Origin of the sequence: Microbacterium sp. 4NA327F11 (genome assembly GCF_005503465.1) — a bacterium.
GTDB lineage: Bacteria > Actinomycetota > Actinomycetes > Actinomycetales > Microbacteriaceae > Microbacterium > Microbacterium ginsengisoli.
In genome coordinates, this window is sequence record NZ_SCOB01000024.1 from 19,901 (window position 1) to 31,472 (window position 11,572).

At 70.0% G+C, this 11,572-nt stretch carries 9 protein-coding genes; all 9 read right to left on the reverse strand.

Annotation, left to right across the window (positions count from 1 at the left end; genetic code table 11):
* Positions 1-265: 265 nt before the first annotated feature.
* The 9 genes from FFS51_RS12865 to FFS51_RS12905 all read right to left on the reverse strand — a co-directional run bounded on the left by FFS51_RS12865 (position 266) and on the right by FFS51_RS12905 (position 11,322).
* Complete coding sequence (locus FFS51_RS12865; protein WP_137878567.1) at positions 266-1,855, reverse strand: chitinase; 1,590 nt, start codon at positions 1,853-1,855, stop codon at positions 266-268.
* On the reverse strand, positions 1,852-6,234 hold the full coding sequence (locus FFS51_RS14925) for a glycosyltransferase family 2 protein (protein ID WP_137878568.1): 4,383 nt from the start codon (positions 6,232-6,234) through the stop codon (positions 1,852-1,854). The genes FFS51_RS12865 and FFS51_RS14925 overlap by 4 nt, the downstream gene beginning before the upstream one ends.
* A gap of 328 nt (positions 6,235-6,562) precedes the next feature.
* Complete coding sequence (gene rplQ, locus FFS51_RS12875; RefSeq protein ID WP_137878569.1) at positions 6,563-7,117, reverse strand: 50S ribosomal protein L17; 555 nt, start codon at positions 7,115-7,117, stop codon at positions 6,563-6,565.
* Between the two features lie 48 nt (positions 7,118-7,165).
* On the reverse strand, positions 7,166-8,155 hold the full coding sequence (locus FFS51_RS12880) for a DNA-directed RNA polymerase subunit alpha (RefSeq protein WP_045246414.1): 990 nt from the start codon (positions 8,153-8,155) through the stop codon (positions 7,166-7,168).
* 189 nt (positions 8,156-8,344) lie between these two features.
* Entirely contained in the window at positions 8,345-8,743 is a 399-nt protein-coding gene (gene rpsK / locus FFS51_RS12885) for a 30S ribosomal protein S11 (protein ID WP_045246416.1), read from the reverse strand.
* Positions 8,744-8,774: 31 nt separating this feature from the next.
* Positions 8,775-9,155 carry a 30S ribosomal protein S13 gene (gene rpsM / locus FFS51_RS12890; protein WP_045246417.1) on the reverse strand — a complete coding sequence of 127 codons (381 nt, stop codon included), beginning with the start codon at positions 9,153-9,155 and terminating at the stop codon, positions 8,775-8,777.
* Between the two features lie 170 nt (positions 9,156-9,325).
* Positions 9,326-9,442 carry a 50S ribosomal protein L36 gene (gene rpmJ / locus FFS51_RS12895; protein ID WP_137878570.1) on the reverse strand — a complete coding sequence of 39 codons (117 nt, stop codon included), beginning with the start codon at positions 9,440-9,442 and terminating at the stop codon, positions 9,326-9,328.
* Positions 9,443-9,516: 74 nt separating this feature from the next.
* Positions 9,517-9,738, reverse strand: a complete 222-nt coding sequence (gene infA / locus FFS51_RS12900) for a translation initiation factor IF-1 (RefSeq protein ID WP_013583992.1) — start codon at positions 9,736-9,738, stop codon at positions 9,517-9,519.
* A gap of 603 nt (positions 9,739-10,341) precedes the next feature.
* Positions 10,342-11,322 carry a hypothetical protein gene (locus tag FFS51_RS12905; protein ID WP_137878571.1) on the reverse strand — a complete coding sequence of 327 codons (981 nt, stop codon included), beginning with the start codon at positions 11,320-11,322 and terminating at the stop codon, positions 10,342-10,344.
* Positions 11,323-11,572 lie beyond the last annotated feature (250 nt).

Consider the following 11,572-nt stretch of genomic DNA (forward strand, 5'->3'; position numbering starts at 1 on the left):
CGACTCAGACTGCGTGAATCGCGTACGCAGCCAGAGCGATGACCCCCAGTGCGAGAAGCACGATGAGCACATACGCACTCCAGTGCACCCCCTGCCGCACCGGCGGACGGCGAGAACGTGACCGCGATCGCTTTGATGTGGGCACACTCGAAAGCTAGCGGCCCCCAGTTACCGGCCGGTTACGCGGAGGGCACAGAGCACTATGCCGTCGCCCGAGCCGGGGTTACGACGTGGCTGCGGCGGGTCGGCGGGACGAGGCATCCGTCTACTGGCCGAGAACCTGCCACGGCGACCGCTCGTGATCGGTCTGCGACAGCGACGGATCGTCGCCCTGCGTCCACCACTTCGCGACGTACGGGGTCGAACCCACCTGCACCTTGTCACCGGCGTGATAGGCGACCGACGCCGACCAGGCCGCGTAGGTTCCGGGGGCGACGCTCGGCAACGCGTACGGCGTGTCGGTCGCCAGCACCGGGCCGACGAGCGTCCAGGCGCTCTCGGTCGCCGCGAGAGTCGGGTCATCCGGTTGGGGATTGCCCTGCGTCCAGTACTTCGCCACGTAGACGTTGCCGTGCCAGACGACCTTCACACCCACCGAGTAGGACTGATCGGGCGACCAGATCGGGTACGGCGCCGTCGACGGGTCGTCGGAGGTCACCGGCGTCGGCACGCTCGACGCCGCCGGCGATGCGCTCGGCCGCTGCGTGAGCCCCGCCGACAGCACGGTCGCGAACGACTGCCCGCCCTGGTCGACACCGCTGCAGTCGGTCGAGACCACCTTCGGGTCGGGATAGTTCGGCCCGCAGGTGCGGTCGCGATTCAACGACCACATCGACATGCGGCCGATCGCCTTCGACACCGCGAACTCACTCAGCTTCTGCGCGTCAGCGATGCTGAAGACCTCGGATGTCACATCGTTCTGCCCGATCATCGGCGTGGCCCCGACCAGGGCCCATGCACCGCCCTCGGGAAGGGTGATCTTGGCCGCGCTCCACAGTGCTTCGACCTGGTCATGCGTCGCGGTCAACGCGTCGATCGCGACCTGCCCCATCGTCGCACCGCCGAGGTCGACGTTGTAGTCCATCGTCATCGCGTTCACACCCGAGAGCGTCACGCCCGCAGCCAGCAGCGTGCGCACCGCCGCCTGGCCATCGGAGGTGAGTCCCTGACGGCCCACCGGCAGCGTCACCCACACCTCGAGCGGCTGCCCCTTCGCCGCACGCTCCTTCTGCAGCGCGGCGACCGCCTGCGCCCGCCGTGTGGCGGCGGCCGTATCGGTGAGGGCAGCGCCCTCGATGTCGAGATCGATCGAGCCCACCCCGTAGCGGTCGATCACCGCCGCGTACGCCTTCTGCAGCGACGCCTCATCGGCGCACGCCGACGCGAGCTCGGTGTTCTTCTGACCGCCGAACGACACCATCGCGTCGCCCCCCTGGGAGCGCAGCTTCGCAAGACGGCGATCGAGGTCGAGTGCGGATGCCGCGGCATCCAACGTGTACGCGGCACCCCACGTGGGCACGCACTGATCCTTCGCCTGCGCGACGACGAACGCGAGCACGACCTCGCTCTCGGGGGCGCCCGTCTCGGTGACGAAGTCCTGCTGCCGGGTGGTGGTCACATCGACATACGGGGCGAACCATCCGGTCAACGCGGCGGGCGTCACCTGCGCCTGACGCAGCAGATACGGCACACCGAACGCACCGCCCGTGATGACCGCGGTGACGACCGCGAGCGCGAGCAGCACCCGCCACACGGACAACCGCTTGCCCTCGTGGCGGCTGGGACGGCGGGGGGCGCGCGCGGGAGCGGGGGTGGTGCCGGAACCGCTCGCGTCACCCGTAGGCTCGACGCTCACTCCGAACCCGGCCACAGGTCACGCTGGCGGGCGCGCTTCGCGCGCGGAACCTGCTGGTCGGCGGCGTACTGCTGCGCGCGCTCACGCGGCGGCACCGGAGCCCGACGGTCACCGTGGTAGCCGCGGTACTCGGGCTCGTCGGGCCACAGCGGGGTGCCCGTGGCCCGTTCGCGGGCGCGCGGCAGGATGCGATCCTGTCCCGGGTTCCAGTCGGCGGGCATCGGCTGTCCGGGCTCGGGCACCGATGGCCACAGCGGGGCGTTCTGCCACGCCGCGCTCTCGAGGTCGCGCATCTGCGGGCGCGTGTAACCCTGCGGTCCGTTGGCACCCGGGGCGACCTCACGGCGGCGCGGCGGGTAGTTCTGCGCCGGCGGGGCGGCCGGGTAGCTACCCGCCGGGTAGCCGGGCGGGTAGGGCGCGGCGGGGTAGCCGGGCTGCGCAGGGTAGCCGGGCTGTGCGGGGTAACCCGACTGAGCCGGGTGGCCGTTCTGGGGGTAACCGGCGGGCGGGTTGCCGCTCGCCGGGGGCTGAGCGGGCTGGCCCGACTGCGCGGCATACCCCTGCGTGGGGTAGCCGCCCTGGGCGGGGCCGGGCTGCGCCGGGTAGCCCGGCTGCGCCGGGTAGCCCGGCTGCTGCGTGGGGAAGGCGTTCGCGCCGGGCTGGCCCGCACCCGCCGGCGGCATGCCGGGGTAGGCGGGAGCGGGCGGGTAGGCGCCGGGCACCGAGGACGCGGCCGGAGCGGTGAACTGCTGCGCCGGCGGGTAGGGCTGCCCCTGAGGCGAGCCGGTGGCCGGGTAGGCGCCGCCCCGGGGGTCGAATGCCCCATGGGGCTGGCCCGACGGCGCACCGTACTGCGGAGCGAACGACGGCATCGGCGCCCCGGGGGGCACCGGCACCGCCTGCGCCCGGATCGGCGCCGCCTGCGGGTGCGACTGAGGGGCATAGACGGGCTGCGCGGGCGGCTGCGGCTGGGCGTAGGCGGGCTGGGTGTAGGACGGCTGAGCGGGTGCAGCCGGCTGCGCGTAGTTCGGCGGAGTCGGCGCCGCGTACGTCGGCTGCGTGGCACCGGGCTGCGTGGGCTGCGCAAAGCCGGGCGCCGCGAACGGCTGTGCCCCGGCGCCGCTCGGCGGCGGCACAGGACGCGGCGGTGCGACGGGCATCTGCGGAGCGGACGCCTGCGGCGCCCCGGCACCCGCCGACGCCGCCGGCCGCTGCACCCACGGCTGCGGCTCCTGTCGCTCGTGCTGCGCGAAGAACGCCCGCTGGTGCTCCGTCACCTCGTGCAGCGCCTGCGCCTCGCCTTCGGCGTGCGCCGCGGCGGGGTGATATGGACCCACGACATGCACGTAGGGACTCGCTGTCTCGGGCGACGCGGGTGCCGGCTGCGAGGCGACGGATGCCGCGGCATCCACAATCTCGACCGGCGGCGGCATCGGGTTCTCCCGCTCCGCCGCGGCACGCGCGGCGTTGGAGCGCTCGCGCTGAGCCGCACGCCACGCGGCCGCGCGCTCGGCGGGGCTCTCCGAGTGCGACCCGATCGGTGCGACAGGGATCTGCGTCTCGTCGCGCTCGTAATCGTCGGATGCCGCGGCGTGACGCGGCGACACGGGAGGAGTGATCCCGGCAGCGAACACGGGCACGGCAGGGGCCTCGGCGTCGACGAGCGCCGGGCGGGGCGCGGCATCCGATCGGTCGTCCTGCGCGACCGCCTGCAGCAGTTCCTCGACAGCCTCGACCCCGGCGAACTCGGCCGGCACCGTGACCGCGCCGGTCGCATCGGCGGCGAACGCCGGCGCGGGCACGGCATCCGGCTCGAGGACCGAGGGACGGTCGGAGACCATGCGACGCTCTGCATCGACCACCGCGAGCTCCGCGTCGATCTCGACCACGGCGAACGGCGTTCCGGATGTCGGCGCGACCACCGGCGGTTCGGCGGCGGGCGCCGCGACCGGCGCCGCGATCGGCTCGGCGACGGGCGCCGCAGCCGCGCCGGCCACCGGCGCCGCGGGGCGCGCCACGCGCGGCTCGGCGTCGATCACCGGCAGCTCGATCGTCTGCGTCGGCACGTGCTTCTTCTTCACGGGAGGAGTCGCCGCCGCGGACGCCACCGGCACGGCGACAGGCGTGCGCCGGCGACGGCGCACGCGACCCTTGCGCCCCTCGGCGCCCGGCGGGGCAGGGCCGACCTCGAGCGCCTCGCGCCAGTCGAACTCCTCGACCGCCGCGGCCTGGCGCACACGCTTCGGCTTCTTCTCGACCCACATCCAGTCGGTCAAGCCGATCCACAGGTCGATGATCGAGTTGCGGATGCCGATGTACGCGAGGATCGCCCACGACGCGCACACCGCATTCACGACCGCGAAGGCGAAGTTTCCCCAGTTGTGGTTGACGAACGCGAGCCAGCCGACGTAGATCGAGAAGAACACGATCGCGTACGGCGCGACGATGTAGAGCAGCGGCGCACCGGTGCGGTCGGCGACCTTCGGGGTGCGGGCGAACGGGATCTTGCGCCCCGTCACCGCCTGCTCGATCGACTTGATGACGCCCGCGAGGTTCACCGGCAGCAGGATCAGGTTGAAGCCGTAGATGCGCACGACATCCATCGCCTTGTACCCGGTGTAGCGCAGGTCGAAGGCCATCGCGATGAAGTACGGGAGCGCGCCCGCCAGCACGAGCGGGCTCACCAGACGGTTGTCGTACGGGTAGGCCAACAGGAAGACGAGGCCGAAGCTCGCCCACGCGATCGAGGCCATGTAGTTCACCCGGATCGCGAGCTCCATGGCCTTCATCGGATCGCCGGCCTTGCGGCGCTCCTTCGCGGTGCGCCAGAGCTTCGGCATGATCAGCAGGCCGCCGTTCGCCCACCGACGGCGCTGCACGATGAGCGAACCCCAGTCCGGCGGCGTCGCCGAATAGCTCAGCCGCTCGGGGTAGTTCACGAGCGACCAGCCGTGCTCCCCCAGGTCGACGCTCGACTCGGTGTCCTCGATGACGGTGCGGTCCTGCACGTAACGGCGCACCTCGAAGCCGTTCTCGACATCGATCTGCATGATGTCGTCGAGAGCGTCCATACGGATGACGGCGTTCGCCCCCACCCAGAAGGTCGCGTTGTGGGCGGTCATGCCCTGGTGCAGGATGTGCTGCAGATCGGTGGTCGCGCCCGCCAGCCGCTCGATGCGCGTCGGCGCACCGCGGAACGACGAGTACGGCGTCTGCGTCACCGCGACCCGCTCGTTACCCGGCTGCTCGAGGAAGTAGACGAGGCGCAGGCAGTACTCACGCAGCAGCAGCGAGTCGGCATCGAGAGTGAGCACGAAGTCGCAGTACGGGATGCTGACGGCGTTCGCCGCGCCCGCCGGAGCCGGCATGAGCAGCAGACCCTCGTCGGACTCCACCTCGAGGTAGCGGCCGCCGATGAGCCCGATGTACGAGTTCAGGTTCATCGCCTTGTTGGCCTCGGCCGACAGGTTCGCGTAGCGCTTGCGCTCGAACGCGCCGATCTCGACCGTGAAGATCCACGCCAGACGACGGTGCAGCTGCATCAGGCGCGCGAGCGGGATCTCCTCGCCACCCGCGAGCGCGGCGCGCAGGTTGAGCTCGGTCGCCTCGAGGTCGCCCGCGAGCCCCAGCAGGATCTCGTCGATGTAGAACGCGTCGACGTGGTCGTCGCGGTGCTCCTGCGCGGCCTGGTCGCGCAGCCAGGCGGCACCGAACCCGTACTCGATCGCGAGGCGCTCGATCGCGCCCTCGGGAAGCTCGCGCTCGTCACCCGCCACGAGCAGCTCGTGCTCGAGCGTCAGCAGCGCCTCGCCGAACCTCTCCCGCGGAACCCGGAGGCGCTCCATGATCTCTTCCGGGATGCCGCGGGTCTCCGTCAGACGCGCCAGCACATCCGGCTTCGTCGGATTCGGGCTGTCATCGATGAGCAGCACGATGCGCTGCGACGGGTACTCCTGCAGCGCCGCCGACCAGATCGTCTTGCGGATGACATCCGGCTCCTCGGCGTACGAGGGGATGAGCACCGTGAGAGGGCGGTCGTGGTGGAAGAAGTGACGGTCGAGCTCCGCACGCGTCACACGCACATGCTCGACGAACCGGTTGAACGCGCCCTGCCGCTGGATCAGGTACATGAGCGCAGAGAAGGTCAGCGCCGTGACCACCACGACGTACGAGAGTGCTTCGACCACGCGCCAGCCGTTGCCGAATCCGTCGGTGAAGAACTGGTTCACCACGACGCTCAGCACATAGATCGCCCAGATGACGATCGTGAGCTGGATCGCCAGACGACCGAGAGCGAGCTTCGCGGCGGACGGGCGTCCGTGCACGGCGGAGAGAGGAGCGGGGTCGCGCTCCGTACCCCACTGCCGGCGTCGCGCCATGGGCTCTTCTCTGCTGTATTCGGGATGGGCGGCGCAGGGTCTGCGGATGACCCCGGGGCATCCTGCACTGGACACTCCGGGGCCATCGATGACCCTCGTTGCGTGGCCGGGTGAGCCGGGGGTCTACGCGTTCGGGTTCGCGCCTCCATCGACGCTAGGGGAATCGGCCGAGCGGAGGCGCCCACTTCGCGAAGCCTTGACATTCGGATTGCGGTCTTGCGGAAATCTTGCGGAAATCTTGAGGTTTCTGGGTCCGGTACGACGCCCGGAAACGACGATGGCCCGCACCCTCAGCGGGTGCGGGCCATCGAACAGCGGATGCTGCGGCTTACTTGGCGTCCTCGTCGGCCGCGGTCTCCTCGGCGGGAGCCTCGGTCTCGGCGACGTCAGCCTCGGGAGCCTCCTCGACCGGAGCCTCGACGACCTCCTCGGCGGGGGTCTCCTCGGCAGGGACCTCGGCAGGGACCTCGGCCGGGGCGGCCTTCGGAGCAGCAGCCTTCTTGGCAGCCGACTTCTTCTTCGCGACCGGCTCGAGCACGAGCTCGATCACGGCGAGGGGCGCGTTGTCACCCTTGCGGTTGCCGACCTTGGTGATGCGGGTGTAGCCGCCCTCACGCTCGGCGACCAGCGGCGCGATCTCGGTGAAGAGGACGTGCACGACCTCCTTGTCACCGATCACGCTCAGCACGCGACGACGCGCGTGCAGGTCGCCGCGCTTCGCGAACGTGATGAGACGCTCGGCCAGCGGACGCAGGCGCTTGGCCTTGGTCTCGGTGGTCGTGATCGACTTGTGGGTGAACAGCGCCGCGGCGAGGTTCGCAAGCAGCAGGCGCTCGTGGGCGGGGCCGCCTCCGAGGCGGGGACCCTTCGTGGGCTTAGGCATGTCTCAATCGCTCCAGTGTGTGGTCGAAGTCTTCGGTGTCTGCGGGTGTCAGACGGTCTCGTCGTCGTAGCCGCCATAGAACTGGGCGCCGTCGAAACCGGGCACCGAGTCCTTCAGCGACAGACCGAGCGAGACGAGCTTGTCGCGCACCTCGTCGACCGACTTCTGACCGAAGTTGCGGATGTTCATGAGCTGCGTCTCCGAGAGGGCGACGAGCTCGGCGACGGTGTTGATGCCCTCGCGCTTGAGGCAGTTGTACGAACGCACAGACAGATCGAGGTCCTCGATCGGCATCGACAGCTCGTTCGAGAGCACCGTCTCGACCGGCGCGGGGCCGATCTCGATGCCCTCGGCCTCGACGTTCAGCTCGCGGGCGAGACCGAACAGCTCGGTGAGTGTGCGACCGGCCGAGGCCACCGCGTCGCGCGGGGCGATCGCAGCCTTGGTCTCGACGTCGAGCACGAGCTTGTCGAAGTCGGTGCGCTCACCGGCACGCGTCGCGTCGACGCGGTAGCTGACCTTGAGCACCGGCGAGTAGATCGAGTCGATCGGGATCTGCCCGGCCTCGGCATACTCGTTGCGGTTCTGGGTCGCCGACACGTAGCCGCGGCCGCGCTCGATGGTGAGCTCGAGCTCGAAGCGAGCGGTGTCGTTGAGCGTCGCGATGACCAGCTCGGGGTTGTGCACCTCGACACCGGCCGGAGCCGAGATGTCGGCGGCCGTGACCTCGCCGGCGCCCGTCTTGCGCAGGTACGCGGTGATGGGCTCGTCGCGCTCGCTGGAGACGACCAGCTGCTTGATGTTGAGGATGATCTCGGTCACATCCTCCTTCACACCGGGGATGGTGCTGAACTCGTGGAGGACTCCGTCGATGCGGATGCTCGTGACGGCCGCGCCGGGGATCGACGAGAGGAGGCTGCGACGCAGCGCGTTTCCGATGGTGTAACCGAAGCCGGGCTCGAGCGGCTCGATGACGAAACGGCTACGGAACTCCTCGATCTTCTCCTCGGTCAGAGTGGGACGCTGTGCGATGAGCACGATGTGTTCCTTTCGGCTAAGTGCCCGCTATATGACACTTTGCTGGTGTTGAGGTGTTGAGTTGTGATCAGCGGATGCCACGCGCGCGCCGCGCGATCGCTCGACGCGCGGGCCGCGGCATCCTGTCAAACAGCGGATGCCGAGACCGCTCACCCGACACGCGGGAGGAGCGGCCCCGGCTCCGGACGATCAGACGCGGCGGCGCTTCGGCGGACGGCAGCCGTTGTGGGCCTGCGGCGTCACGTCCTGGATCGAGCCCACCTCGAGGCCGGCGGCCTGCAGCGAGCGGATCGCGGTCTCGCGGCCCGAACCCGGGCCCTTCACGAAGACGTCGACCTTCTTGACACCGTGCTCGGCGGCCTGACGGGCGGCCGACTCGGCGGCCATGCCGGCCGCGTACGGGGTCGACTTGCGCGAGCCCTTGAAGCCCACGCCACCGGACGAGGCCCAGCTGATCACAGCGCCCGACGGGTCGGTGATCGAGACGATCGTGTTGTTGAACGTCGACTTGATGTGGGCCTGGCCCAGCGCGATGTTCTTCTTCTCCTTGCGGCGCGGCTTGCGCGCAGCGGTCTTGGGTGCAGCCATGCGAATTCTCTCCTAAACCTTCTGGCGCGCTTTACTTCTTGCCGGCCTTCTTCTTGCCCGCGACCGTGCGCTTGGGACCCTTGCGGGTACGCGCGTTGGTCTTGGTGCGCTGACCGCGCACGGGCAAGCCACGACGGTGGCGGAGGCCCTCGTAGGAACCGATCTCGACCTTGCGGCGGATGTCGGCGGCCACCTCACGGCGGAGGTCACCCTCGACCTTGTAGGTGCCCTCGATGTAGTCGCGGAGGGCGACGAGCTGGTCGTCGGTGAGGTCCTTCACGCGGATGTCCTCGCTGATCTCGGTCGCCTTGAGGATGTCGATCGAGCGGGTACGGCCGATGCCGTAGATGTAGGTCAGGGCGATGACCACGCGCTTGTCGCGCGGGATGTCGACGCCGGCGAGACGTGCCATGCGGCTCTCCTAGGAGTGTCGTCGGAGGTGTGGAGCAGGATCGGTGCTCGGGCCTCCGACCCGAGGTGTCCCCCGCGCGATGCGGGTTCTGATCCTGCCTGGTGTGGTGTGTTCAGTTGTGGGGTTCGGGATGCCGCGGCCCGCGGCATCCCGACGAAGCTTCTGTCTGCTCAGCCCTGGCGCTGCTTGTGGCGCGGGTTCGACTTGCAGATGATCATCACGTTGCCGTGGCGGCGGATGACCTTGCAGTGGTCGCAGATCGGCTTGACCGAGGGGTTGACCTTCATGATGCGTTTCCTGTTCGCTGTCTTCGTTCCCCCGCCGGAGCCGGGGACGTTACTTCTCGACCGGAGTGCTGCCGTCAGCGGTAGCGGTAGACGATGCGGCCGCGGGTCAGGTCGTAGGGGCTGAGCTCCACGACCACGCGGTCTTCGGGGATGATGCGGATGTAGTTCTGCCGCATCTTTCCGGAGATCGTTGCCAGCACCTTGTGACCGTTGGTGAGCTCGACGCGGAACATCGCGTTGGGGAGCGCCTCGGACACCGTGCCTTCGATCTCGATGACACCGTCTTTCTTTGCCATAGCCTCGCTGACGACGGGCAGACCGGTCGGTCTGCGGTGGATGGGATTCGGTGCAACGACACGCAAATACAGGCGCAAAGCACCAAAGATCAATCGTACGTGATATCGGATGCCCCGGCAACCCGGGCGTGTCGGTGGGGGTGGCGGCGCGTGGTCGCGCGGCGCGGCGTGCGGTCGCGTGGTGTGGCGTGGCCTGGTGTTGTCGCGACGTGTGGCGTGGCCTGGGTCGTGCGGTGGGGTGTGACGCCCATCCACTTTCGCCGAGTCAACGACTTCTCGCCGAATCCACTCGCCGCCGGCGGGGCGGGGGTATGCATTCGGCGCGGGGGTATGGATTCGGCGCCGAGCACGAGCGCGAGGCTCGACGCGCCCGCGATGGCGGCGCGACATCCATGCTGTGTCGCCGAATCCATCGTTCTCCGCCGAGTCCATCCTTCCCCGCCGAGTCCACCGGCCGGAGGGGAGTTGTGCGGTGGATTCGGCGGAGAAGAGTGGATTCGCGGGGCGGTGGCGCGGGCGGGCAGCGGCGGCGCGGCGAGCGGGGCGAGCGAGGCGGGGCGAGCGAGGCGGGCACGGCGGGGCGGGCGAGGCAAGCGGGACGAGCTAGTGAGGCGGGCGCACGCCGAACGCAGCGAGACGCGCGAGGAATCGATCGGGAGTCGCGATGTCGGCGGACCCCCAGCGGATGACCCGGCGACCTGTGACACCCCGAATCCAATCCTCACGCTCCTTCTCGCGCCACAGCACCTGCTCCATTGAGACGTCCGGGCCGCGCAGCGCGGGATCGGCGTACTTCGCGCGGCCATCCACCTCGGCCCACGCGTCGACGTCGTCCAGCGACATGTCGACATAGAACGTCTCGCCGCGGGGACCGCCGACCGGCACCTGGAGACGCGGGCGCGCGAAGCCCGCATCGAGGAGGCGAAGTCGACTGACGCTCTCCGCGGGGAGCTGAGCGCGACCGTCGGCCATCTCGAGGATGCGCCGCGCGCGTCGCACCCCGCGACGCCCCGGCGGCAGATGGGCTGCCACCTCACGGCAGAACCCGTCGTGAGCGACATCGTCGTAGGTGTGCGAGGAATCGACCCACGCCACGCCCCGAAGCGCGGCATCGATGACCGACACAGCGATCTCCGGCGACTCGGTGGCGAGGACATCCGCGACTGTCAGCGCGAGATCCGTGCATCTGACGCCACCGACGCTCGTGACATGCACTGGGTCGAGGTCGCGGCGATGTCGGGCGATGCGTGGATGAGCCGACACTCGCCCGTCGACGGCCGTCGACGACACGTGCACCGGGTGCGTGCGGGTTCCGTAGACCGGAAGCCCCTGCAGGACCGCTGCCGACAGATGGGAGAACACGTGCGCGGCACCCGATTCACGGCGATCGACCGCGGCGATGTGCACGAGATGGCGGTCCTCCGGCCGCAGCGCGTCGATTGAAGCGGCATCGGCATAGAGTCCGCGCCCCAGACGACGAAGCGACCCCGACTCGACGCGGCGGCTCAGCTCGCGTTCGGCCATGCCGAATCGGAGCAGCGCGGCGCGGGTGCGAATCGCGCGTCGGGCGGCGGGGACATCCATCGCCTCACTCTGCGCCGCACCGATCCGTCGGCGAGGCCTCCCGTGGCATCTGTGGAGCCCGCCCGCTCCCCCGCCAGCCGGGGAGGATGCGCCGGTGCGCCGGCGAGCGCTCGCGCACTCCCGGCGGCGCCTCATCGAATCCACCCCGCCCCGCCGACTCCACCCCCTCGCAGCACCGCTGACGGCTGGAATCGGCGCCGAGAGATGGATTCGGCGGGGCGGGGTGGATTCGATGAGGCGCCGCCGGGAG